Origin of the sequence: Ruegeria sp. HKCCD4884, from assembly GCF_013110855.1 — a bacterium.
Classification (GTDB): domain Bacteria; phylum Pseudomonadota; class Alphaproteobacteria; order Rhodobacterales; family Rhodobacteraceae; genus Ruegeria.
Map to the genome: position 1 here is coordinate 60,962 of NZ_WVRJ01000016.1, position 23,471 is coordinate 84,432.

The window sequence follows — 23,471 nt, forward strand, 5'->3', positions numbered from 1 at the left end:
TTTGCCCCCAAACGCGCGTATGGCCCGCGACATCGGCCTGACCGCAAGCGCGACAGAGCAGTTAAACCTGCGGTTCCCCACCGACGACTATCGCCATCCGATGCTGTAACGCCCTTTCCGCCCTTGCCCCAAGCGGTTATGACAGGGCAATGACTGATCCGCTCGACATTGTGTTTGCTGCCCTCGCCGACCCCACGCGCCGTGCCATTCTGGCAATGCTGCTAGAGGACGACATGGCCGTGACAGATGTCGCCGAACCTTTTGAGATGTCATTGGCCGCGATTTCCAAACATCTGGTCATCCTCACCAAGGCCGGGTTGATTTCTCAGGAAAAACGCGGACGGGTGAAATGGTGCAAGCTGGAGCCCGACGCCCTGCGCGCCGCTTCGGTTTGGATGCAGGGGTTCGGACAATTCGAACCCGTCAATCTGGACGCGTTCGAACGGTTTTTGGAAGTTGAGCTTCCGACGTCGGACGACGCTTAACGCACCACAAAAACCGACATGCTGGCATGTTTGGCCAGATAACCCGCGTGACTTGAAAAGATATAGTCGGTGATCCGCGGAGCGTGGGTTCCCACGATGATCAGATCAGCGCCCAGCTCTTCTGCGGCCCGGGTCAGGTCGCTGTCCACTTCGGCGGCGACGTCGACTGAATGGATTTTGCGAGTGGCAACCTTAGCACCGCTTTCGGCGGCGAGCGTTTCAGTAAACTTCGCAAGATCCTTGTCAATCTCGGCTTCGGTTGTTGTGGATTCACCCAAATGGGCGCCGGTGACGCTGACCAGAGTGATTTTAGCACCTTGCCATTTCGCAACTTGCGCCGCGATATCAGCAGCTTTACGGACTTCGGGCGGCAGGTGCCGGTCTATCGGCAGCATGATATGCTTAAACATAATCTCCTCCTCTCACCTAAATCTTAGTGTATTGGAGGGACCTGCCCCGAACCTTGATCTGGCTCAACAAATTCTACATTTGGAATGCATTTGAGCTTGGAAGCACCTTCTAGCGAAAGTGCAGCGCTATTCTGCGGTCCTTCGCACCGGCATTGCAAGCGGCGCTTCCTCTTTCAACAGCATCAGCAGAGCGATGACTGTCAGCGCAACACCGCCCAATATCAAGCCTGTGGGTACAGCTTTGCCCAAAGCGATTTCCCAAAGAATAACCCAACTTGGTACCAAGTAGGTATAAGCCATGACCTTCGCTGACGGCAGCCTCAAAGACGAGAACTGCACCAACACAAAGCTGGCAGCCGTTGCAAAGAAAGAAATGTAAAACAAGCCGATCCAAACGATGACCGGCAGCGCACTCCAGTCGGTTGCCCTCAGATCAGACCAACCAAACACGGTCAGAAGCAGGCATCCGGCGACCAAAGTGCCAAAGGTGAACACCACAGCGGGCTCGCCACGATTCAGTTTGCGAACCATCGGCGTATAGATTGCGTGGGCGACACATCCCCAGAAATAGATGATCTCACCACCCCCTATCTCAAAGGCACGGAACATCTGCCAATCGGCCCGAAAGATCACCCAAAGTGCCCCTACGGCGCCAATGGTTAATGCCAGCGCCATACGCGGCGTGGTGATCTGTCGTAACAAAACCCATCCCGCGACCGCTGAAACAACCGGTGTAAGGGTGAACACCGCAGCAGCGCTGACCGGTGGGGCAGTTTGCAATCCGTAGAACATCAGGACGAAATAGGTGGCAAATAACCCACCTAACACCAGGTAACGCCACGGGGCTTGCGCAGCGCTGCGCGGCAAACCAGTTGTGGCCAAAGCCGCCACGCCGATCACCACAGCGGCAATCGCAAATCGGACTGCATTCAGCGCGGCAGGCGCAATCTCGTTCGCGATCATGGATCCCAGCGAAAAGCTGCCCGCAACAAGGGCTGAAAAGGTCAGCATGGCCAGATGACCACGAGCCTGAGGGCTCATGGCTGCCAACCTTTGGCTTCTTCTTTGAGATAACTGAGGAACGCCTGCACTTTGGTGGTGCGGTGTAAATCCACGTGGGTCACGAGCCACAGGTTTCCGAACCACTCTGGAAGCGGGTCTATCACCTCGACCAGATTGTCGTGGCGGGCCGCTTCCCAGCGGGCCATGAAACCTATACCCGCCCCGGCCAGGACAGCCTCGCGCATACAGAAGTTGTTTGTACAGCGGAAGGTTATGCGACCCGCCGGAACAGTCGCACGCAGCCAACGGGTGAACGGCGCGCGGCTGCTTTCGTCGTCAGAACTGACGAAATGATGGTTGCCGAAATCCTCAATACCTGACGGTTTACCAAAGCGTTCGACATATGCGGTGCTGGCGTAAAGGCCCACTTCTTCTTGTCGAAATGGTTGTACAACGTTGTCCGGCTGGTCCGGGGCTGATCCCGCGCGGATCGCCACATGCGCCTCGCCGTATTCCAGTCGGAAAAGCCGGTCGCCGGTCAGGTAGCGCACGATAAGATCCGGGTGCATCTTTTGAAACGCTGTAAGCGTGGGCACAACCAACGGCGCAAGTGATCCAAGCGATGTCACCACCAATTCGCCTGAAACGTCATCGCCCCGGCCCTTCATCCGACCAACAAGCTGGTTGAACTGATCTTCGGTGGCCTGTGCGACGCGCAACAGATCGTCGCCCGCCTCGGTCGGTGTGTATCCGCGTGCGTGACGCTGGAACAATTTTACACCCAGCCGAGCCTCGATCGCATCAATATGGCGGATCACGGTGGCGTGGTGAACACCAAGAACCTCGGCCGCGCCGCTGACTGTCCCCATACGCGCCACCTGATATGCGGTTCTCACTTCGTCCCAATTGTCCATGGCAATAACGTCACTGTGCAATTTCCAACAATAACTGTTGATGTATCCGAGTTTTGTTCACAAACGCAATAATCATATTGGGGGCAGGACAAGATTTCCCTGACCCAAAGGACCTGAACAATGCCCAAAACTATCCTTCACATCGACTCATCGGCCCGCCGCGTAGACTCGACGACCCGCGATCTGTCCGGCCGTGTGGTCCAGCAGCTGGGTGCAGAGCGCATCATCCGCCGCGATCTGGCCACGCCCCTGCCGCTTTTGACCGAGGACTGGATCGCCGCCAACTTCACCCCGGCCGATCAGCGCGACGACGTACAGCGTGACCGACTGGCCCTGTCCGACGAACTGGTGTCCGAATTGCAAGACGCCGACACCATCGTCATTGGGCTTCCGATCTACAACTTTTCGGTTCCTGCCGCATTCAAAGCCTGGGTAGACTTGGTTGCCCGCGCAGGCTTGACCTTTGCCTATACTGAAAACGGCCCCAAGGGTTTGCTGGAAGGCAAACGCGCCATTCTGGCGCTTGCCTCGGGTGGTGTCCCCGTCGGGTCCGAGGCGGATTTTGCCACCAACTATGCCCGCCACGTACTGGGCTTTATCGGCATTCATGACGTAGAGGTTATCGCTGCGGATCAGATGGCGGTAAACCCCGAAGCTGCATTGGAAAGCGCCCGGAAGGCCGTTGCCGAACTCGCAGCCTGATTGGCTCTGGTCAAAAAGAATAGAAACGTCCAGTCTGCCGTTCATGCAAATGAGCAGGCTGGGCGTTACTTATGAAGAAAATCGGCATTCTGGGCGGTGTGGGCTGGGCTTCGACCGTCGATTATTACCGGGCCATTGCAGAAGGCGCAGGGCGCCACTTCGCGCAACTGGGTCACGGCTCTCCTTTACCAGTCCCGCCCATGACCATTGAATCCGTCACTCAGGCCAAGACACGCGCTTTGCGCGGTGTCGCCGGGGATGAAGCAAGCTGGGCGGAATTTGACAACGTGTTCCGCGATGCTCTGCTGACTTTGGAACGCGCGGGCTGCGACTTCGGAATCATAGCCTCAAATACGCCGCACGCCCGGCTGCACGCAATCCGGCAAGGCGTTTCCATGCCTATTCTCAGTATCTTTGACGCAACCGCCGACGCCACGGCAAGCACCGGCGCATCCGAGGCTCTGGTCTTGGGAACTTCTGTGACGATGCAGGCCACGAACTACGCAGATCGGTTGGCCGCCGAGGGTATCGCTGCAAATGATCGCCTGCCCGAACCTGAAATAGCCGAGATGCAGGCCATGATTGACAGCGACTTTTATGGCGGCGCGTCCGATACAGCGCGTACGAGATTACTTGCTTTTTGCAACAAACACGCAGCCAAAGGAACGGCAATTCTGCTGGCCTGTACCGAGCTGCCATTGGCGTTTCCGACCCACCTTGATGATCCGGTTTTCGAGGCGGAAGGGCACCTGTTCGTCAACCCGTCAGCCGCACATGTCACTGCCGCGCTGAAAGAGGCGCTCGGGTGATCAGGACAGCCAGGTCACCTCGCATCCGATGTGATCAAAGAAGGCCATCACGTCAGCTTGCTTGAGGGCCACCGTGCGGTCATTGACCAGCGGGTGCATGTAGATCACTTCGGCTTGTTTGGCGGCCGCGTCCATAAAGAACCGTACATTGTTTTGAACCCCGTTGATCATCGCCAGCGGACTAACCGCCCCAGGCCGAATGCCGAGATTCTGCATCAGGCGGTCTGCCGACCCGAAAGACAGGTTTCCGACACCCAATTCCGCACCCAGCGCCTTGAGATCGATTTCGCGGTTCTGCTCGAGCGTCACCAAATAGTTGCGCTTTTTCTTGTCGCGCAAATACAGGTTCTTCACCCGTAACGCATTTTCGCCGGGAACCATGAACTGATCTTCGACTGCTTTCGAATCCTCAACCGTGCGCAGCGGCACATGCGTATGCAGACGATAGGCCAAACCCCAATCATCCAACTGCGCCAGCAACGCATCGGAACTCAAAGGCAACGTGTCCTGAAAAGCGGATGAAGCGTCCATCCCGGTCTCCTTGCACTGAATTTTCCGCGCTGTGCCACAGAACGCCCCTGCCTGCAATCAGCGATCGGGAAGGCCACATATATCCATTGCCGCAGGAATTGTTTGTCGCGTGCGCGCAGTTTTTTCAAAGGCGCAAGCGCTGCGCTTTGCTTCAACAGCACCAGAAAGTGCTGTAGCGTTCCGCCATGAAAGTCACGCGCAACACCCCTGACCAACTGATCCTGTCGAACACGCCATGGTTCATCGGCATCACACTGGTCCTCTTCATACTCGCCTTTGTAGGTGCTGGCCTGTTCATGGCCAGTGAAGGTGGCGAGGGCATCTGGTTTGGCCTCTTCTTCGCTGTTTTTGGGGGCGGAATGGGCCTAGGTGCTTTCTGCGCGTTTGTTCGACGCGTTCAGGTCGTGTTGGATCGTCGTGACAACAGCATCCTGATCCGCCGCCAATCCGTATTTGGCTATGAGGCCGTCGAACATAAGCTGTCCAGCTTATCTCATGCCGAGGTCGAAAGCACAAAGTCCAGAAACGGCAAGCGCACGTCGACGATGTATCGCCCAGTGCTGATCCTGGACGAGGGAATGAGCGCTGGCCGCCATCCCATTGTCGAGGCATATGTCAGCGGGTCAGGCTCACATCGGCTGGCTGAAGCTGTGAATGGTTGGCTGCCCGCGTCCAACCAAGGCGACCAAGACGTCAGCGTGGGCTAGAGGCTAAGCCGCGTTCCAACCACAGACGTTCTTCAGGTGAAACCAGCTCGGACATGCGGTCGTCGTACCTGGTCATATCTTCAGGCGTCAATTTGCCTTCCCACTTGTTGCTGGTGCCCGAAGAAAAGAACTGTGCAAAGTCGTGAAACCCACTGGTGAACCCGGGCGTTTGCTCCAGACGCTGCGCATTGTTCTTCATCGACCCGAAACTACCCGCCTCGGCGATGTCATTGACCAGCTGCGGGCTAATCTCGGTGTCCATGATGTTGGCCAGGCGCGAGACTTGTCCGCGTAGATCGCGGCTAAGCTCTGCGTAGTGCAGGAAATGAATATTGGGCAATTCACGGAAGGTCCAAAAGGATCGGAAGTGATGGATAAATGATCCAAGTGTCAGATCGTCGGTGCCTTTTGATGAAGCCGGTCGATCCAGAAACATGGAAAAGGCTTCTGAAAGATCATCGGGAAAGAGGTAATCCAACCAATCGGCCTTCATATTCTCGACATGACTACGCATTGACAAATGCACATCGACGGGATGGCGGTGCACAACAAGATACTGCGCATCAGGCGAAAAGGTAACTCCATCCAGCGGCGTATGTGTCTTTATGCAGCGCCGATGGCTTTGCGCGTTCAGCGTTTTTGCCTGCTCCTCCCTGTCGCGAAAGCCGCAATCCAGCCATGGTGAAATCTTGTTGTCGTATACGCCGGGATCAGCGGTTTGCGTGATCAACATTCGCACCAAGGTCTGCGTCCACGTCGTGCCGCATTTAGGTGGCGTGCACACAAAGATATCGTCCGGCCGTATCTCGAAACCAGACCAGATATCGGTGTTGGTCACCTCGCCAACATAATCCGTTGTCTTTTGCGGAAGATCGTCCTTCATCGCCCCCTCCCCAAGCTTGTTTTGATCAAAGTACCCTACACCAGCAGGCTTCACATAGCTTATCTTGACTCACCCGGCCCCAAGGCGTAAACGACCGCCAATCATCCGGAAGCCTTTCGATCTTCCGGTCCCTTGAGTCGTTCAGGGATCGCCCCCCACCAGCGAGTTTCGCCCGTGGGGGCGTTTGTGCATTTAACCGGCGCATCCTATGTAGGGCACGCCATCAGATAACCGGCTAAGGAGGCCGAAGGCATGTTTGAAAATCTATCCGAACGCCTCTCTGGCGTCTTTGACCGGCTGACCAAACAGGGCGCTCTGTCCGAAGAAGACGTCAAGACCGCCCTGCGCGAGGTCCGGGTTGCGCTGCTTGAGGCCGACGTCTCGCTGCCAGTAGCCCGCGCTTTCGTCAAAAAGGTTCAGGAACATGCGACAGGTCAGGCTGTTACTAAGTCGATTACCCCCGGCCAGCAGGTCGTCAAGATCGTGCATGACGCGCTGGTCGATACCCTGCGCGGCGAAGAAGACCCCGGCAAGCTGAAGATCGACAACCCGCCTGCCCCGATCCTGATGGTGGGTCTGCAGGGCTCGGGTAAGACGACCACCACCGGTAAGCTGGCGAAACGCCTGAAAGAGAAAGAGGGCAAGAAGGTCCTGATGGCCTCGCTCGACGTTTATCGTCCGGCGGCGATGGATCAGCTGGCGGTTCTGGGCACACAGGTCGGCGTCGATACCCTTCCGATCGTGCCGGGCCAGAAGCCCGTCGATATCGCCAAACGTGCCAAACAACAGGCGACGCTCGGCGGCTATGACGTCTATATGCTCGACACCGCAGGCCGTCTGCATATCGACGAAGTCCTGATGGACGAGGTCGAGCAGGTCCGTAACGTGGTCGACCCGCGCGAAACCCTGCTGGTCGTCGACGGCCTGACCGGTCAGGTCGCCGTTGAAGTGGCCGAGGAATTCGACGCCAAGGTCGGCATCTCCGGCGTGGTCCTGACGCGGATGGACGGCGACGGGCGCGGTGGTGCGGCGCTGTCGATGCGCGCGGTCACCGGCAAGCCCATTCGCTTTGTCGGTCTGGGCGAAAAGATGGACGCGCTCGAAACCTTCGAGCCGGACCGGATCGCCGGTCGTATTCTGGGCATGGGCGACATTGTTGCCTTGGTCGAAAAGGCCCAGGAAACGATGGAGATGGAACAGACCGAGCGCATGATGAAGCGCATGGTCAAAGGTCAGTTCAACATGAACGACCTGAAAATGCAGCTGGAACAGATGATCCAGATGGGCGGTATGCAGGGCATGATGGGCATGATGCCCGGCATGGGCAAAATGGCCAAACAGATGGACCAGGCAGGACTGGACGACAAAATCCTGCGTCAGCAGATCGCCATGATCCAGTCGATGACCAAACGCGAACGCGCCAACCCTCAGCTATTGCAGGCGAGCCGTAAAAAGCGGATCGCGGCAGGCTCGGGCATGGAGGTCAGCGACCTGAACAAGCTGCTCAAGATGCACCGACAGATGTCGGACATGATGAAAAAGATGGGCAAGATGGGCAAAGGCAAGATGCTGAAACAGGCCATGAAAGGCATGTTCGGCAAAGGCGGCCCCTCGCCCGAGGAAATGGCTGCAGGCATGGACCCCAAGGCGTTGGAACAAGCGGCTAAGGCGATGGGCGGCAAGATGCCCGGCGGCCTGCCCGGATTAGGCGGCGGCATGGGCCTGCCTCAGGGCCTCAGCGGGTTCGGCAAGAAAAAGTAAATGAGCACCGCGCCCACCATAACCACAACGCGCCTTACACTGCGCCATCACCGGCTCGAAGACTTCGAGCCGATGGCAGCGCTTTTTGCGACGGAGTGGGCGAAATATATGGATGGGCCGTACTCGGCGCAGGACCTGTGGTCAATGCTGGGCTCGGACGTAGCCAGTTGGCAGTTTCTCGGATTTGGTGCATGGGCCGTCGACTTGACGGAAACCGGTGAGTTCATTGGCCAGGTCGGGATCAACAAACCCCCGAAATTCCCCGAGACGGAAATCGGCTGGTGCATCTTCCCCGACTATGAGGGCAAGGGTTTTGCATTCGAAGCGGCATGCGCCGCGCGCGACTGGGCTTTTCAAAACGCCGGTTTGGCAACACTGGTCAGCTATATTGATGCGCCCAACACGCGTTCAATCGCCTTGGCACAGAGGCTCGGCGCAATTGAGGATCAAAACGCAGCGCGCCCGTCTCCCGAGGATGTCGTTTATCGCCACCCGCACCCAGATGAACTACAAGGCGGGATGGAGGCATACGCATGACCTCGTTCACCATCCCTACCATCGAGACCGAGCGTCTGATCTTGCGCGCGCCACATCTGGGCGATCTACCTGCGATGACAGCATTCTTCGCGACTGAGCGCAGCCATATGGTCGGCGGACCCAAGGATGAGCTTGGCAGCTGGGACTCGCTCGTGAAACGCCTTGGACATTGGGCTCTGAAGGGCTTTGGCCTGTGGCACCTGACCGAAATGTCCAGCGGCGCGTTTGTTGGATGGGCCGGTATGATCGATGCCCCCGGCTGGGCCGAGCCCGAGCTGGGCTGGACCCTTATGGCCGAGGCCGAAGGCAAAGGGCTGGGATTTGAGGCGGCGCAAGCGGCACGCCACTATGCAGCGCGGCAACAGGGGCTGAACGGCGTGATCTCGTACATCGCCCATGCCAACGACCGCTCGCGCGCTTTGGCAGAACGCCTTGGAGCCACGCTGGAGCTTGAAAATGCCGAGCTACTGGGCAAGCACGCTCAAATCTGGCGCCACCCGCAGATTGACCTGACCACCGAAAGGACCGGCCAATGACCAACCCCGTGACACAGGCTGCCACGCTGTTGAAAGAGCATCGCGAAAGCATCGATCGGCTGGATGCGATCCTTGTCTATACGCTGGGCGAGCGGTTCAAGCACACGCAAGCCGTTGGCAAGCTCAAGGCCGAACACGACCTTCCCCCGTCCGATCCATCGCGCGAAGCGGCGCAGATCGCACGGCTAGAAGACCTGGCGAAAGAGGCCGATCTGGACCCCGATTTCGCCAAGGCTTTCCTGAATTTCATCATTCAGGAAGTCATCCGACACCATAAGAAACACCAGAACTAACCGGCATCTACGCCGGCTCAACAAAAGACACGCCTCCGGCGTGATGCCATTCAAAGGAGATACCACCATGGCAATGAAAATTCGTCTCGCCCGCGGCGGCTCGAAAAAGCGTCCCTTCTATCGCATCGTGGCTGCTGACAGCCGCATGCCCCGTGACGGCCGTTTCATCGAGAAACTGGGCACCTACAACCCGCTGCTGCCGAAAGACAGCGAAGAGCGCGTGAAAATGAACATGGAGCGCATCCAGTACTGGCTGGATCAGGGCGCTCAGCCCACCGACCGTATCGCGCGTATGCTGGAAGCTGCGGGCACCCGTGAAAAAGCCGAGCGCAACAACCCCAACAAGGGCACCCCGGGCAAGAAAGCTCAGGAACGCGCGGAAGAGAAGGCTGCAAAGGCTGCTGAAGCTGCCGAAGCGGCGGCTGCACCGGCTGAAGAAGCGGCTGCAGAAGAATAAGCAGGCAAGCGCGTGCGGGATCAGACTTTCACCGACGATTTTCGCACGCAGTTTGACCTGTTGTTGCGGCTCCGGCGTGATGTGCGCCGGTTCCGCACCGACACCGTGGACGAGGCAGTGCTGGCGCGCTGCCTCGACGCATTTCAACTGGCCCCTTCGGTGGGGCTCAGCGAACCTTGGCGCGTGATCCGCGTCGAAAGCGAAGCAGCCCGCGCTGCCGCGCTGAAGAATTTCCAAACTGCCAACGATGATGCGCTGGCGGGGTATTCCGGTGACAAGGCGCAGCTTTACAGCCGCCTGAAACTGTCCGGGATGCAAGAGGCCCCCGTGCAACTGGCCGTATTCTGCGACGACAGCACCGACAAAGGCATGGGGCTGGGTGCGGGCACAATGCCCGAGATGCGGCGTTACTCTGTTGTTTCGGCAATCACACTGTTCTGGCTAGCCTTGCGGGCCGAGGGGTTGGGACTGGGTTGGGTGTCGATCCTGGATCCCGACCAAATGATACGCGATCTGAGCGTGCCAGAAGACTGGCGACTGATCGGATACTTCTGCGTTGGATGGCCTGAACAGGTATCAGACACACCGGAACTGGAACAGGTAGGCTGGGAAAACCGAGCCCAATCCCTGGCGATCGAAACACGGTAAGGTCCCATGTTCGGATTGATTCGACTTCCCATTTTGCTGCTGATCGCCTTTATTGTCGGCGTGTTCTTCGAACGCAACAATCAACGCGAAGCCTGCGAAGGCCTTGGCGAATGGAGAAACGGGATTTGTTTGACAACAGGCGCGTCCAATGAGTGATCTGATCTGCGTCGGCAGCGTTGCGGGGTCGTACGGCGTGCGCGGCGAAGTGCGTCTGAAAAGCTTTTGCGCCGTGCCCGAAGATATCGAACACTACTCTCCACTAACGGATGAGACCGGCGACCAGCGTTATCCGATTGTTCTGACCCGCACCATCAAAAATGGATTTGCGGCACGTCTGGGAGGGGTCGAAACCAAGGAAGAGGCCGACGCGCTGAACGGTCTGCGCCTGTTTGCGCGGCGCGACCAGTTGCCTTCGCTTCCCGATGATGAGTTTTATCACACCGACCTGATCGGACTGGATGTCTATGACACCGGTGGCACGCTGCTGGGCAAAGTCAAATCCGTACAGAACCACGGCGCCGCAGATTTGCTGGAACTGCATGGGCCGGGTCTGAAATCCACCGTTCTGCTGCCTTTTACGCTGCAAGTGGTGCCAACGGTGGATCTTGAGCAAGGCCGTATTGTGGCTGACCCGCCCGAAGGTCTGATCTAATGCGGCGCATATTGCTGCATCTGGGCCTGCACAAGACAGGCATGACCGCAGCACAGTCGTTTCTGCATGAAAACCGTGAATTGGTCTGGCCCCGCTTTGCATTGGTTCTACCCTACAAAACCCGCAAGTCCGGGCTGAGCGAGGCCGCTACTCGCCATTCAATCTATCGGCTGGACGCGACGCTGGCCGGGTTTGGTGGACAAATTCAAACCTTTTTGGACGGTTTGGATTTTGGCGAACGCCGGGGCCTGATCCTGAGCGAAGAGAACTTTCTGGGCCTGCGCCCCAGCAGAAACCGGGAGGAAGGTTATGGGGCCGCACCCGAACTGGCCGAGACGCTGGTCAGTGTGCTGCGCCGACGACTTCTGGGAGACGAGGTCGATATCACTGTCTACCTGTCTCTGCGCCAGCGCGAGGCGTGGCTGCGCAGCCTGTGGGCTCATGATCTGCACCAAACTCGGATCGTGCAGGATCTGGACGGTTTCTGCTCTGATTTGGCGCATCTGCCCACGTTGCAAGAAACTGCAGACACGATCAGGGATCGGCTACCGACCATCACCGTCGAGACTGCGTTTTTGGAACAGGTGCAGAACCATCCCCTCGGAGCAGGTGCGCCGTTTGCCAATTTCCTGGATCTGCCGCCCGAGAAAGCTGCGCTGCTTCGAGGTCCTGCACGCGTAAGCCCCAGCTTTTCTGACGAGGTGTTGCAGGAAATGCTGTCTTTGAACCGTTCATCACTGGACGAAGCCGCTTTGATCACCCAGAAGAAGGCTTTGATCCAAACTGCCCAGACCGAACTGGCCCGCCAGACATGACAGACAAACCCAGCAAATCCCACGGCCGAAAAGCGATCCGGCCGACTTTGAAACCGCGTGAACTGATGACTCCGACGCCGGATTTGCACGGGGTCTGGAAAGCAAAGATCATCACGCTGTTTCCGACAGCCTTTCCCGGAGTGCTGGGCGAAAGCCTGACTGGCAAGGCTTTGCAGGAAGGCTTGTGGCAGCTCGAGACGGTCGACCTGCGGCAGTTCGGCGTTGGCAAGCACCGCAACGTCGATGACACGCCAGCCGGTGGCGGTGCTGGCATGGTGCTGCGCGCGGATGTTCTTGGTGAAGCTATTGAACATACGATGGCGGGTGTTCATGGCAATTGGCCTCTTATCTACCTTAGTCCGCGCGGGCGACGCATGGACCAGCGCATGATGCAGAACCTCGCTCGATGCGATGGCATGACCTTGTTGTGCGGCCGCTTCGAAGGTGTGGACGAGCGGGTATTGGAGCACTACGGGGTACAGGAAGTATCGCTGGGTGACTTTGTAATGACCGGCGGGGAAATCGCGGCGCAAGCTCTGATCGACGCGACCGTTCGTCTGATCCCCGGCGTTCTGGGCAATCAGGCTTCTACCGAGGAAGAAAGCTTTTCCTCGGGCCTGCTGGAACACCCGCAATACACACGCCCCGCAGACTGGAAAGGGCGCCCAATCCCTGAGGTTTTGATGTCAGGTCACCATGGCCGCATTGCGGAATGGCGTCACAGAATGGCAGAAGATATCACCCGCGATCGACGTCCCGACATCTGGGCAGAGTATGTAAAATCCAAGCCCGGAAAACCGGACTAAAGGACAGGGATGTGGCGGGGATGCCGCATAAAATTTCTTTGTCCGTTTGCCATTTGAAGTTGAGAACGCCTCAATCTATTCAATTTCTGGGCCCATAGGATTCGTGGGCGATAAAGATTGAAGTGAGACTGACTACATTATGAAAAAGCTATTGCTTGGCGCGTTGTTGGCCGCTTCGGCCTGCACAACAAAGCCACTCGGAATGTCTGTTCCCACACAAGCTGGCCACAATCTGCACTCAGCGCGGGTTGCGGTCGATTCCTGCTCACAAGAAGCAGATGAGGGTGGGAACGCCGCAGTCATCGGGGGGTATGCGACTAACATTCTCCTTTGGGGAATCATTATCGGACCAGCCGTAACCGCCCCGATGCAAGACGGGCTGCGCGTACAGGGTGAGATCGATCAGGTGGACCGCTGCCTGCGCGAACGTGGTTTTGAACGCCGCGAGCTTAGCGCGGGTGAGTCCTTTTGGCTGCGCAACGCCTATGGCGAAGAACGCGAGCGACGGCTGGATCATCTGGTCAGCGGCGGTACGATTGAAACCTACGGAACGCCGAAGGTCTAAGGCTTGGCCTTCCATCTGGCCCAGTTTTCTGGCGTGCCGTTAAAGGCGTTGATGTCCACCCTGCCCTGAACACCTGGCACTAACCCGGTGCCAGTGTACTGCCAGAAACGCCAAACAGTGCGCGGGTAAACCTCACGCGGGTGGCCGGCAACCGAACGCAGCCAGAACTCGGTCTTTGGCAGGCGGGCGATGTCGGTATCTTCAAAGAAATCCACAGTCGTATAGACAATGGGACGACGACCATAGTGCCGTTCCAAAATATCCAGGAACCGTTGCGCCTCGGCGCGAACGGTTTTGCCGTCGGGCCGCAAGGTGCAGGTCTTCGAATGCGGCGTCCATTCCATGTCCAACACATGCGGTAAGTCCGCGCCTTTGGGAACGTTGCGGATGAACCAACGGGCCTGTTCACGGGCCGAACGACAGAAATAGTAGTAGTGGTAAGCTCCCCAAGGCACACCGGCGGCTTGTGCGCCGCGCCGGTGGTCATCGAACATCGGATCGGCCACATCTCCACCTTCGGTTGCTTTCATGAACACAAAGCTCACACCCGAAGCTTTGGCCCTGCGCCAATCTATTGCCCCCTGCCAACGCGAAACGTCCAGACCATGGATAGGATACAGGCCGGGATGACGGCCCTCCCAATCATGCGGATCAGCGTCACCAAAATCGGGGTAAATCACCGACGGCGCTGTCCGGTCCACGCCCGGCACAGGCTCGACGGACTGAGGCTTCGGTCCACCGCGCCCGCATGACACAAGCAAAGCAGCCGAAACTGCCAGCACAAATGCAATTCGCATCCTTGAAGTCCTGTCTTAAATTCTGCTCTTTCAATTTGTCTCAGAATGCCTGATCTGAGAGGCAAGGCAACGCTGCAGTTTGCGACTGGCGGAATCCCACCAGTATTGCCCGGCAATTCGATGCGATTTGCTCTTGATCCCTGCGTACAATCCCCTTAAACGACCGCAATCCGGTGCCGCAATCTGCGACTCCGGTGTTTTGGGTTGCATCATGGCGTAACGCCCAGCTTTCTTCGGCAGGGATGTGTCAGATGGAACCGGACTTAAGGAACAGTCGATCTGACCTCTGGCGGGCTGCGTGCAGGACCCGATGAAGACCAAGAGCTCTCAGGCCGTGCCCAAACTTCGTGGACCAACCACGAGCAGATAGGAGTACCTGCGATGGACCTGATCGCACAGCTTGAGGCGGAACAGATTGCCGCCCTGGGGAAAGACATCCCCGACTTCAAAGCCGGTGACACCATCCGTGTCGGCTATAAGGTGACCGAAGGGTCGCGCACCCGTGTGCAGAACTACGAAGGCGTCTGCATCGCGCGCAACAACGGCAATGGCATTGCCGGTTCGTTCACCGTTCGCAAAATTTCGTTTGGCGAAGGCGTGGAACGTGTGTTCCCGCTGTACTCGACCAACATTGACAGCATCACCGTTGTCCGCCGTGGCCGCGTCCGTCGCGCCAAACTGTACTATCTGCGCACCCGTCGCGGTAAATCCGCACGTATCGCAGAAGTCACCAACTACAAGCCCAAGGCTGGCGCCGAGGCGTAAGGAGCGGAAAGATGAAAAAAGACATCCATCCCGATTATCACGTCATCAACGTCAAAATGACCGATGGCACCGTGGTTCAGATGAAATCCACCTGGGGCGCAGAAGGCGACCAGCTGGCTTTGGAAATCGACCCCTCTTCGCACCCGGCATGGACCGGTGGCTCGTCGCGCCTGATGGACGCTGGCGGCCGCGTGTCGAAGTTCAAAAAGAAATACGAAGGTCTGGGCTTCTAAGCTTGACCGAAATGAAATGCGAAAGGCCGCCCCATCGGGCGGCCTTTTTTCTTGCCTGGGCTTAATCCGGCTTCAACCGAAGACATAAAAACAAAGCTTGTTGCCGTCAGGGTCCCGCACATATGCAGCATAAAACCGGTCCGGCACGCGTTGCCCGGGCTCGCCTTCGTCTGTCGCGCCAAGGCTGATCGCTTTGTCATACATTGCGGAAACGGCCTCCTTTGTATCGGCAGCGAAAGACACCATGTTGCCATTTCCTGACGCACAGTCATTGCCATCATACGGCTCGCACACGGCCAGCATCGGGGCCCCCGGATTATTGCCGATAAAGGCAATGCGACCAGCATCGATCAAAACCTGCGCGCCATTGTCTTCGAACAGCGAAGTATAGAATGTTTTGGCGGCGTCCATGTTGGAAACGCCGATGGTTACATATCCGATCATAAGTGGAGCCCTTTTGAATACTGTATGATTTACCGGGCATAGTCGGTCAGGCGTCAAAGGGTTACAAGTCACGAAAATGGCATTGCCGAGTGTCAGATCCAGTAGGACAGTGCCACCGGAAGCACCAGTATTGTCGCCAATGTCGAGACCAGAATGAAGCCTGCCACATCTGGCCCGTATTCCGGTACATGCTGATCGATGAAGAGATAGGTCGCCACAGACGACGGCATCAGGCAGCACAGAATCAAAGCGCCCCGTTCCGGTCCCGTAAACCCGAACAGCCAGATCAAAGCGCTGGCGATGACAACGGCCATCACTAGGTGCATCAGCGTTAATGTAATCGCCCGTCCCAGGCTTTTGACCTGCAATGTCGCCAAGGTGTGACCCAATGTCAGCAACATCAGCGGAATCGACAGTCCTCCCAGAATATCAAAAGATTTTGCAATCGGCTGCGGCAAACTGGTTCCTGTCGCCATCAGGATCAGCGAAAGCGCTACGGCATAGATAATCGGTGAAGAAGCCAGTTTCCGGGGCGAGAACTCTCCGGCCGGAATCCACATCCCAACGGTAAAGATGCTGATCAGCACAACCACCACAAACGCCATCGTATAGGCCATACCTGCATCACCCAGTGCCAGCAGGGTGATTGGCAGACCGATATTGCCAACGTTTCCGTGCATCAACGGCGTCAGAAACGCCCTGACCGGCAGGCGCAGGGCCTTTAGGACGACGAAACCCAACACACCGAACCCTGCCACCGCCAAAGCGGCAGCGGTCATCATATCCAGAAAAGTGCTTACAGCCAAATTGGTCGTCGAAAGGTGCGAAATAATCAGCGTAGGATAACCCACCTTTGAGACGATCCCACCGATCACCTTGTTGTCGAAGGGAGCGTGAATCAGCGCAAGGCCATAGCCAATCCCGGCGCAGATCAGGACCGGCAAAACCACGTTCAAAACGTTCAGGAACAGGTGTTCCAAACTGCATTCTCCCTGCTCAACATGCAAGCTGACTGTGAATCAGGTCCGGCACATTGGCAAGCGCGCGCCCGTAACCCGCGCACCGCGCAGGGTTTTCCAAAATAGGGTCTGATATTGCCCGAAACCGCCGCTTGAGGTTCTTTCCTTCCAACGCGACACAACATATAGTGGGTGCCAACAACGTGTAGCGAAGCACGGCGGGACTTGGGAATACAAGCATGGCACATATCATTGTGGTCGGGAACGAAAAGGGTGGCGCAGGCAAATCGACCGTGTCGATGCATGTGGCAACCGCGCTGGCCCGATTGGGGCACAAGGTCAGCACGCTGGATCTGGACCTGCGCCAGCGCAGTCTGGGACGCTATTTCGAGAACCGGAACAACTTCCTCAAAAGCTCGGACCTGACCCTGCCCAGCCCACGTCATCACGACCTGCCCGAGATCGATGCCGCCACGCTGAAACCTGGCGAGAACATCTATGACCACCGCCTGTCCGCCGCTGTATCGCAGCTGGAAAGCGACAGCGACTTCATCCTGATCGACTGCCCGGGCTCTCACACCCGGCTCAGCCAGGTGGCGCACTCGTTGGCCGACACGCTGATCACGCCGCTGAACGACAGTTTCATCGACTTCGACCTGTTGGCGCGGATCGACTCGAAGGGGGAAAAGATCCTCGGCCCATCGGTCTATTCCGAAATGGTCTGGAACGCGCGTCAGTTACGGGCCCAAGCTGGGCTGAAACCCATCGACTGGGTCGTGGTCCGCAACCGGGTCGGCACGCAGCGTATGGTCAACAAGGAAAAGATGCAGCGCGCGATCGAGATGCTGTCTCAGCGCATCGGCTTTCGCGTCGCTTCGGGCTTTTCCGAACGGGTTATCTTCCGCGAACTGTTCCCCCGTGGCCTGACCCTGCTGGATCTCAAGGATATCGGCGTAAAGCAGTTGAACATCTCGAACATCGCCGCCCGTCAGGAACTGCGCGACATGATGAAAGAGCTGAGCTTGCCGGGCGTGGAGATCGATTTCTGATCCAAGGCCCTGTCGGACGCTGTGTAAACAAATCCAGCAGTTGGATTCCAGCACTGAGTGGCAGCCAGGATGCAATAGAATCGAGGATCCGGTGAACCAACCGTTCAGCGCACTTCAACCCCGCCCCTAGCCGCGTTAGTCTCTGATCCAAACAAGCTGAAAGGAGCTGGTCCGTGTCACTCTTCTCAAAACTCTTTGGTGGCGGCGAAAAGTCGGGTCCTGAGCCGGTCGCATACAAAGGGTTCGAAATCTTCCCAGACCTGATTGCCGAGGGTGGCAAGTATCGCCTTTCGGCCCGAATCGAAAAGACCATCGACGGAGAGCGTAAAACGCAAGCGGTGATCCGGGCAGATGTCTTTGAAAGCCGGGATCAGGCCGAGAGCTTCAGCATCACAAAGGCGAAGCAGGTGATTGACGAGCAGGGCGAACGCATATTCGATGCTGGAAACCGATAGCTTTTTTGCCCGAGATGCGATCGACGATTACCATGTGACCTGCGCTTTCCGAACGACACACCCTCGGCCTTGTTCATGCAGCCAATAGCGACAATGCAGGGTACGACCGCAGAAGGAAGGAACCAAGACGTTCTGCAAGGTCCATCAACTTAGGAACAGGCTCAGTTTCAATCGGTTACGGATTGCCCACTGGGACTGTACACCGTAAACAACTCTTTCGGTTCGTTCACTCCGCGCAGCATGTAACGACCCACTGACACAAGCTCTTGCACGCAGGGTTGTGCGGCGCGGGCGACGTCGTCCGAGATCAGGATCCTCTGTCCCAGTGACCGGTGCATCCCCGCAATACGGGCGGCCTGATTGACGGCTGGTCCGATGACTGTGAAATCCAAACGCGTCTCAGAACCGATATTCCCATAGAGAATTTCGCCTGAATGCAGAGCCAGCGTGTAGTTGGCCACTGGCAGGCCTTGTTCCTGTCGTTGAGCGTTCAACGCATCCATACGCGACTGCAAAAGGGGAACCGCGCTCAGCGCGGCGCGGGCGTCTTCGTCGATTTCGCCGACATCGAACATGGCCATCAGACCATCGCCCATGAATTTCAGGATATTACCGCCCCTGTCATGCACCACGCCCACTGCCACGGCCAGATAGTCGTTTAGCATGTCAATGATCTCATGCCCCGGCAGATCCTCTGACAGGGTGGTGAAGCCTTCGAGGTCGAAATTCCAAATTACCGCATCGATCTGCTGCAAAGACCCGCGCTGAATTTCACCTGACAAAACCCGACGACCGGCATCGCGGCCAAGGTAAACACGCATCAGATCTTTGGTCAGGTTCTGGTTCTTGGCGGACTTAAGCGCCAGACCCAAATGCGGCAGAACGGTGTGGATTTGGTTCAGATCGCCGTCGTCAAAACCGGTTGGCGCGTCACTGGTCCAGGACATCAGAACGCCATCGCTGACCTTCTTTGCGCCATTGGGGCGCAACTGCTTAGCCCCTTCATAAGACAAGCCCGTGGCATAATAATCGGTTGCCCCGATTTCCCGCAGGTCGTTCAACAGCGGAAAGCGACTGGGTTCATTATGTTCGACCAGTTTGACCCGGATTTCATCCAGATCCTCATGCAACAGGGCATACAGCGGACTTTGCTGCCAAACCTCGCTGGGTTCATCGGTATTTTCAAACCGTTCGAATTCACCGCCTGTGCCGTTGTACCAACTGTAACCCATACCGCCGTAAACTGGGTGCAAAGTGGACTGGGCTGCGTGAAAGCGCATCAACGGGATGCCCATATCGACCAGCCGGGTGCAAAAGCCTTCCAGCAATTCTTCCTGCCCGGCCCCTTCAAGCCCCTTATTGACCAACCAATCGATCAGCTTGTGTGTGGGTACCGACGAAGAGTCTAACGAGGTCATATTTGTGTCCGTATCAAGCATGCATCCCATCTGGGGATCATGCCCATCAATTGCCAGTGGTCAGTCCAAACCAGCCAATCTTCGCAGCATTTTACGCAACAGCGCGGCTTCCTCCGCATCAAACAGGCCCGACAGTTTCGCATCATAGTCTGCGGCGACGCCATGCAAGTCACGATACACGGTTTGCCCAGCCGGTGTTAGTGTCAGCCATTCTGCACGCCGGTCCGCTTCATCGCGTGTGCGTTTCAAGTAACGACGCTGTTCCAGCTTGGCGACCGCGCGGCTGATCTTGGTCTTGTGCATTCTGGCACGTTCGCAAATCTCTTTCGCGGTCATCTCGCCAAATAGCCCGAGATGAAACAGCACCCGCCATTCGGTTCTGAGCATCCCATAACGGCCTTTGTAGACGCTCTGAAACTCCAACGAGGCATGCTCGGCCGCCTGGTTCAGAAGGAAAGGCAGAAAATTCTGCAGATCAAACTCATCATTTTTTTTGGATTCTACGTGTGTCATGCTTGTTAGTTACAAAATCAACTATTACCCGACAAGCAGCAAACGGAGGAAAGCATCATGAATCGTCCGAGTGATCCGCATATGCTGACGCAGGCTGCAACGCCGGTCGGCACACATGCTGGCTATATGCCCGGCTTTGGAAACGACTTTGAGACCGAGGCCCTGCCCGACGCGCTGCCACAAGGGATGAACAGCCCACAGCGGTGCAACTATGGCCTTTACGGAGAGCAGCTGAGCGGCACCGCCTTCACTGCGAGCCCGCCCGAACGCACTTGGTGTTATCGCATTCGCCCGTCGGTGAAGCATTCACATCGTTACGAAAAAATCGACCTCCCCTATTGGAAATCGGCACCGTGCATCGACCCCGATGTGATCAGCCTGGGTCAGTATCGCTGGGATCCCGTCCCACATTCTGATGAAGGTCTGAACTGGATGACCGGGATGCGGACCATGACCACGGCGGGGGATGTGAACACGCAAGTGGGCATGGCCAGCCACATCTATCTGGTCACCGAATCCATGGTGGATGACTACTTCTTCTCGGCCGATTCCGAGCTGTTGGTTGTTCCGCAGGAAGGACGCCTGCGTTTTGCGACCGAGCTGGGAATCATCGATCTGGAACCCAAAGAGATCGCAATTATTCCGCGTGGTCTGCTGTACCGGGTCGAGGTTTTGGAAGGCCCCGCGCGCGGTTTTGTCTGCGAAAACTACGGGCAAAAGTTTGAACTGCCGGGCCGTGGTCCGATTGGCGCAAACTGCATGGCCAACCCGCGCGACTTCAAAGCGCCCGTAGCTGCGTTTGAAGATCGCGAAACCCCGTCGACCGTGACGATCAAATGGTGCGGCCAGTTCCACACCACCAAGATCGGGCACAGTCCGCTCGATGTGGTTGCGTGGCACGGCAACTATGCGCCCTACAAATATGACTTGCGCAATTATTGCCCGGTCGGCGCGATCCTGTTCGACCATCCTGACCCGTCAATCTTTACGGTTCTGACGGCACCGTCTGGCCAGCCTGGCACGGCCAATATCGACTTTGTTCTTTTCCGCGAACGCTGGATGGTGATGGAGGACACGTTCCGCCCGCCGTGGTACCACAAAAACATCATGTCCGAGCTCATGGGCAACATTTACGGCCAGTATGATGCAAAACCACAGGGCTTCGTGCCCGGTGGCACAAGCCTGCACAACATGATGATCCCGCACGGCCCCGACAGGGAAGCCTTTGACAAGGCTTCATATTCCAACCTGGGACCGGACAAGCTGGACAAGACAATGTCGTTCATGTTCGAAACCCGCTTCCCGCAGCATCTGACACCGTTTGCCGCCACCGAAGCGCCTTTGCAGGATGATTATGTCGACTGCTGGACATCGCTGGAGAAGAAGTTCGACGGAACACCGGGTAAGAAATGAGCTTGGATATCTGGTTCACCTATATGGCAACGGTCCTGCTGCTGATGAGCACACCGGGACCCAGCCAGTTGTTGATGTTGTCAAACTCAGCCACCAACGGGCTTCGGCGCGGGCTATTCACCGCTGCCGGAGATCTGACGGCGAACTTTCTGCAGATGTTGGCGGCGGGGCTGGGCCTGGCCGCGCTGATTGCCACATCCGCCACCGCGCTGACAGTCATCAAATGGCTGGGTGTGGCTTATCTGGTTTACCTTGGGGTCAAACAGATCCTCAAAGCGCGCGTGTCTGATGCGCAAACCGCTCCCAAGGCAAGTCGCAAATCGCTTTGGATGCAGGGGTTTATTACCTCTGCCGCGAATCCCAAAGCCGTGGTCTTTTTTGCAGCCCTGTTCCCGTTGTTCATTGACGGAGCACTGCCTTTCTGGCCGCAATTCGCCATTCTTTCGGCCACCTATCTGGTCATGGACGGGATGTTCCTGACCGCATATGGCGGCAGCGCAAGCTGGCTGGCCCGCCGTTTGCAAGGTCCGGCAAAGCTGTGGCTTGACCGTATTGGCGGCAGCTTCATGATCCTGGCTGCTATCTTGTTGGGGCTGAAATCCCTTCGCCCCTCAACTTAACCAACAAAACAGGGACATCGTATGCCTCTAATGACATCCTGGGTGACGTCGGCCAATGACGCGACACATCCGTTCCCACTGAACAACCTGCCTTATGGCGTCTTCTCGACCGTGGGCGACGATCCGCGCTGCGGTGTGGCCATTGGGGACATGATCCTCGACGTCACCGCCGCCGAAGCCGAAGGGTTGATCATCCTAAGCGATGAGCCCCTGTTCGACATGCCGTTCTGGAACCCGTTGATGGAAGAAGGCCCCGCTGTCTGGGCCGCCCTGCGGGAACGTCTGATCAGCCTTCTGACCGAGGGCTCGGACGAGCAAAGCAAGGTTGAACCATTGCTTGTCAAACAAGACGACGCCGAGATGCACCTGCCTTTCGCGGTCAGTGAATACACCGATTTCTACGCAGGCCGGAACCACGCCTTCAACGTGGGCACGATGTTCCGGGGGCCGGAAAACGCATTGCCGCCAAACTGGCTGCATATTCCCATTGGGTACAACGGGCGCGCGTCTTCGGTCGTGGTATCGGGCACGGATATTCGCCGCCCGTGGGGGCAGCTAAAAGCGCCAGACCAAGATATACCCGCCTTCCTGCCCAGCCGCCGTTTTGACATCGAGCTTGAGATGGGCGCGATTGTCGGCACCCCTTCGGATGGCCCAATCTCGGTGCAAGAGGCGGACGACAATATCTTTGGCTACGTCCTGCTGAACGACTGGTCTGCGCGCGACATCCAGGCTTGGGAATACCAGCCACTCGGTCCGTTTCAGGCCAAAGCCACCGCAACTTCAATCAGCCCCTGGATTGTCACCAAGGCAGCGCTGGAGCCTTTCCGCTGTGACACGCCGGCCCGTGAGTTCGAGTTGCTGGATCACCTGAAAGACTGCGGCCCGATGCTCTATGATATCGACCTGTCGATCACCATGGCACCTGCTGGGCAGCCTGCTACGACAATTGCGCAGACCAACTACAACCAGATGTACTATTCCGCCGCGCAGCAACTGGCCCACCACACGACGTCCGGCTGTCCGATGAATGCAGGTGATTTGCTGGGGTCGGGCACCATTTCCGGACCAACCAAACCCGAACGCGGTTCGTTGCTGGAACTCAGCTGGGGCGGCAAGGAACCTCTGACGCTGGACAGCGGTGAAACCCGCAGCTTCATCGAGGACGGCGACACACTCACCCTGACCGGCGCGGCCAAAGGCGACGGCTATACAATCGGCTTCGGTGACTGTGTTGGCACCGTTCTGCCTGCCCTTACTTCCCCTTTCGAACGATGACGCACTGACTTCAT

General features: G+C 57.4%; 32 protein-coding genes. 22 read left to right on the forward strand and 10 right to left on the reverse strand.

Going from position 1 to position 23,471, the window contains the following annotated elements; translation table 11 throughout:
* The first annotated feature begins 149 nt into the window (after positions 1-149).
* Positions 150-485 (forward strand): metalloregulator ArsR/SmtB family transcription factor, encoded by a 336-nt coding sequence (locus GS636_RS19630; RefSeq protein WP_171188883.1) that lies wholly within the window; start codon positions 150-152, stop codon positions 483-485.
* On the opposite strand, the gene GS636_RS19635 is transcribed toward GS636_RS19630, so the two are convergent.
* The 3 genes from GS636_RS19635 to GS636_RS19645 all read right to left on the reverse strand — a co-directional run bounded on the left by GS636_RS19635 (position 482) and on the right by GS636_RS19645 (position 2,811).
* Positions 482-895 carry a universal stress protein gene (locus GS636_RS19635; RefSeq protein WP_171096183.1) on the reverse strand — a complete coding sequence of 138 codons (414 nt, stop codon included), beginning with the start codon at positions 893-895 and terminating at the stop codon, positions 482-484. The genes GS636_RS19630 and GS636_RS19635 overlap by 4 nt on opposite strands.
* 126 nt (positions 896-1,021) lie before the next feature.
* Complete coding sequence (locus tag GS636_RS19640; protein ID WP_171096185.1) at positions 1,022-1,936, reverse strand: DMT family transporter; 915 nt, start codon at positions 1,934-1,936, stop codon at positions 1,022-1,024.
* Positions 1,933-2,811 carry a LysR family transcriptional regulator gene (locus tag GS636_RS19645; protein ID WP_171671816.1) on the reverse strand — a complete coding sequence of 293 codons (879 nt, stop codon included), beginning with the start codon at positions 2,809-2,811 and terminating at the stop codon, positions 1,933-1,935. The genes GS636_RS19640 and GS636_RS19645 overlap by 4 nt, the downstream gene beginning before the upstream one ends.
* 120 nt (positions 2,812-2,931) lie before the next feature.
* Here GS636_RS19645 and GS636_RS19650 point away from each other — a divergent pair, with 120 nt between their 5' ends.
* A complete protein-coding gene (locus tag GS636_RS19650) occupies positions 2,932-3,513 on the forward strand; it encodes an FMN-dependent NADH-azoreductase (protein ID WP_171671817.1) in 582 nt (193 codons plus the stop codon).
* Positions 3,514-3,584: 71 nt separating this feature from the next.
* Positions 3,585-4,322, forward strand: a complete 738-nt coding sequence (locus GS636_RS19655; RefSeq protein WP_171671818.1) for an aspartate/glutamate racemase family protein — start codon at positions 3,585-3,587, stop codon at positions 4,320-4,322.
* On the opposite strand, the gene GS636_RS19660 is transcribed toward GS636_RS19655, so the two are convergent.
* Positions 4,323-4,853 carry a prolyl-tRNA synthetase associated domain-containing protein gene (locus tag GS636_RS19660; protein ID WP_171671820.1) on the reverse strand — a complete coding sequence of 177 codons (531 nt, stop codon included), beginning with the start codon at positions 4,851-4,853 and terminating at the stop codon, positions 4,323-4,325. It abuts the gene before it with no gap.
* A 185-nt stretch (positions 4,854-5,038) separates the two neighbouring features.
* On the opposite strand from GS636_RS19660, the gene GS636_RS19665 reads away from it, so the two are divergent.
* Positions 5,039-5,560, forward strand: coding sequence for a hypothetical protein (locus GS636_RS19665; protein ID WP_171671823.1), 522 nt, complete (start codon positions 5,039-5,041; stop codon positions 5,558-5,560).
* Here GS636_RS19665 and GS636_RS19670 read toward each other — a convergent pair.
* The gene (locus tag GS636_RS19670) at positions 5,547-6,443 is read right to left on the reverse strand and encodes a sulfotransferase domain-containing protein (RefSeq protein WP_171671825.1); all 897 of its coding nucleotides are present in this window, start codon (positions 6,441-6,443) and stop codon (positions 5,547-5,549) included. The genes GS636_RS19665 and GS636_RS19670 overlap by 14 nt on opposite strands.
* A gap of 252 nt (positions 6,444-6,695) precedes the next feature.
* Between GS636_RS19670 and ffh the strand changes: the two genes are divergently transcribed.
* The 11 genes from ffh (at position 6,696) to GS636_RS19725 (ending at position 13,513) form a co-directional block, all read left to right on the forward strand.
* Entirely contained in the window at positions 6,696-8,204 is a 1,509-nt protein-coding gene (gene ffh / locus GS636_RS19675) for a signal recognition particle protein (RefSeq protein WP_171671827.1), read from the forward strand.
* Positions 8,205-8,741: a GNAT family N-acetyltransferase gene (locus tag GS636_RS19680; protein ID WP_171188868.1), complete on the forward strand. Its 537-nt coding sequence runs from the start codon at positions 8,205-8,207 to the stop codon at positions 8,739-8,741.
* Positions 8,738-9,277 (forward strand): GNAT family N-acetyltransferase, encoded by a 540-nt coding sequence (locus GS636_RS19685; protein WP_171671830.1) that lies wholly within the window; start codon positions 8,738-8,740, stop codon positions 9,275-9,277. Before GS636_RS19680 ends, GS636_RS19685 begins: the two co-directional genes overlap by 4 nt.
* Complete coding sequence (locus tag GS636_RS19690) at positions 9,274-9,570, forward strand: chorismate mutase (protein WP_050605269.1); 297 nt, start codon at positions 9,274-9,276, stop codon at positions 9,568-9,570. Before GS636_RS19685 ends, GS636_RS19690 begins: the two co-directional genes overlap by 4 nt.
* Positions 9,571-9,637: 67 nt before the next feature.
* Positions 9,638-10,027 carry a 30S ribosomal protein S16 gene (rpsP, locus tag GS636_RS19695; protein ID WP_170388164.1) on the forward strand — a complete coding sequence of 130 codons (390 nt, stop codon included), beginning with the start codon at positions 9,638-9,640 and terminating at the stop codon, positions 10,025-10,027.
* Between the two features lie 12 nt (positions 10,028-10,039).
* Complete coding sequence (bluB, locus tag GS636_RS19700; RefSeq protein ID WP_171671832.1) at positions 10,040-10,675, forward strand: 5,6-dimethylbenzimidazole synthase; 636 nt, start codon at positions 10,040-10,042, stop codon at positions 10,673-10,675.
* Positions 10,676-10,681: 6 nt separating this feature from the next.
* Complete coding sequence (locus tag GS636_RS19705) at positions 10,682-10,831, forward strand: hypothetical protein (RefSeq protein WP_171096206.1); 150 nt, start codon at positions 10,682-10,684, stop codon at positions 10,829-10,831.
* Positions 10,824-11,327 (forward strand): ribosome maturation factor RimM, encoded by a 504-nt coding sequence (gene rimM, locus GS636_RS19710; RefSeq protein ID WP_171671835.1) that lies wholly within the window; start codon positions 10,824-10,826, stop codon positions 11,325-11,327. The genes GS636_RS19705 and rimM overlap by 8 nt, the downstream gene beginning before the upstream one ends.
* The gene (locus GS636_RS19715) at positions 11,327-12,142 is read left to right on the forward strand and encodes a hypothetical protein (protein WP_171671838.1); all 816 of its coding nucleotides are present in this window, start codon (positions 11,327-11,329) and stop codon (positions 12,140-12,142) included. The genes rimM and GS636_RS19715 overlap by 1 nt, the downstream gene beginning before the upstream one ends.
* Positions 12,139-12,948, forward strand: a complete 810-nt coding sequence (gene trmD, locus GS636_RS19720) for a tRNA (guanosine(37)-N1)-methyltransferase TrmD (RefSeq protein WP_171671840.1) — start codon at positions 12,139-12,141, stop codon at positions 12,946-12,948. The genes GS636_RS19715 and trmD overlap by 4 nt, the downstream gene beginning before the upstream one ends.
* A 139-nt stretch (positions 12,949-13,087) precedes the next feature.
* Positions 13,088-13,513: a hypothetical protein gene (locus tag GS636_RS19725; RefSeq protein ID WP_171671843.1), complete on the forward strand. Its 426-nt coding sequence runs from the start codon at positions 13,088-13,090 to the stop codon at positions 13,511-13,513.
* Here GS636_RS19725 and GS636_RS19730 read toward each other — a convergent pair.
* On the reverse strand, positions 13,510-14,310 hold the full coding sequence (locus GS636_RS19730) for a GH25 family lysozyme (RefSeq protein ID WP_171671845.1): 801 nt from the start codon (positions 14,308-14,310) through the stop codon (positions 13,510-13,512). The two genes, GS636_RS19725 and GS636_RS19730, sit on opposite strands and share 4 nt — an antisense overlap.
* A 381-nt stretch (positions 14,311-14,691) precedes the next feature.
* On the opposite strand from GS636_RS19730, the gene rplS reads away from it, so the two are divergent.
* Both rplS and rpmE read left to right on the forward strand, forming a co-directional pair.
* Entirely contained in the window at positions 14,692-15,075 is a 384-nt protein-coding gene (gene rplS / locus GS636_RS19735) for a 50S ribosomal protein L19 (RefSeq protein WP_152457026.1), read from the forward strand.
* A gap of 11 nt (positions 15,076-15,086) precedes the next feature.
* Positions 15,087-15,308 carry a 50S ribosomal protein L31 gene (gene rpmE / locus GS636_RS19740; protein WP_170428949.1) on the forward strand — a complete coding sequence of 74 codons (222 nt, stop codon included), beginning with the start codon at positions 15,087-15,089 and terminating at the stop codon, positions 15,306-15,308.
* Positions 15,309-15,380: 72 nt separating this feature from the next.
* On the opposite strand, the gene GS636_RS19745 is transcribed toward rpmE, so the two are convergent.
* Positions 15,381-15,752: a VOC family protein gene (locus tag GS636_RS19745; RefSeq protein ID WP_171671847.1), complete on the reverse strand. Its 372-nt coding sequence runs from the start codon at positions 15,750-15,752 to the stop codon at positions 15,381-15,383.
* Positions 15,753-15,844: 92 nt separating this feature from the next.
* Positions 15,845-16,732, reverse strand: a complete 888-nt coding sequence (locus GS636_RS19750) for an AEC family transporter (protein ID WP_171671849.1) — start codon at positions 16,730-16,732, stop codon at positions 15,845-15,847.
* 218 nt (positions 16,733-16,950) lie between these two features.
* Between GS636_RS19750 and GS636_RS19755 the strand changes: the two genes are divergently transcribed.
* Entirely contained in the window at positions 16,951-17,760 is an 810-nt protein-coding gene (locus GS636_RS19755) for a division plane positioning ATPase MipZ (RefSeq protein WP_171096222.1), read from the forward strand.
* A gap of 173 nt (positions 17,761-17,933) precedes the next feature.
* Positions 17,934-18,215, forward strand: coding sequence for an HlyU family transcriptional regulator (locus tag GS636_RS19760; RefSeq protein WP_171096224.1), 282 nt, complete (start codon positions 17,934-17,936; stop codon positions 18,213-18,215).
* Positions 18,216-18,382: 167 nt separating this feature from the next.
* On the opposite strand, the gene GS636_RS19765 is transcribed toward GS636_RS19760, so the two are convergent.
* Together GS636_RS19765 and GS636_RS19770 are read right to left on the reverse strand one after the other, a co-directional pair.
* Positions 18,383-19,633, reverse strand: a complete 1,251-nt coding sequence (locus GS636_RS19765; protein ID WP_171671852.1) for an adenylate/guanylate cyclase domain-containing protein — start codon at positions 19,631-19,633, stop codon at positions 18,383-18,385.
* A gap of 60 nt (positions 19,634-19,693) precedes the next feature.
* Positions 19,694-20,146 carry a MarR family winged helix-turn-helix transcriptional regulator gene (locus GS636_RS19770; protein ID WP_171671854.1) on the reverse strand — a complete coding sequence of 151 codons (453 nt, stop codon included), beginning with the start codon at positions 20,144-20,146 and terminating at the stop codon, positions 19,694-19,696.
* Positions 20,147-20,203: 57 nt separating this feature from the next.
* On the opposite strand from GS636_RS19770, the gene hmgA reads away from it, so the two are divergent.
* From hmgA to fahA, 3 genes are read left to right on the forward strand one after another with little or no spacing between them, the layout of a single operon-like run.
* Positions 20,204-21,559 carry a homogentisate 1,2-dioxygenase gene (hmgA, locus tag GS636_RS19775; RefSeq protein ID WP_171671856.1) on the forward strand — a complete coding sequence of 452 codons (1,356 nt, stop codon included), beginning with the start codon at positions 20,204-20,206 and terminating at the stop codon, positions 21,557-21,559.
* Entirely contained in the window at positions 21,556-22,179 is a 624-nt protein-coding gene (locus GS636_RS19780; RefSeq protein ID WP_171671859.1) for a LysE family translocator, read from the forward strand. The genes hmgA and GS636_RS19780 overlap by 4 nt, the downstream gene beginning before the upstream one ends.
* 21 nt (positions 22,180-22,200) lie before the next feature.
* Positions 22,201-23,457, forward strand: coding sequence for a fumarylacetoacetase (gene fahA, locus GS636_RS19785; protein ID WP_171671861.1), 1,257 nt, complete (start codon positions 22,201-22,203; stop codon positions 23,455-23,457).
* Positions 23,458-23,471: the final 14 nt, after the last annotated feature.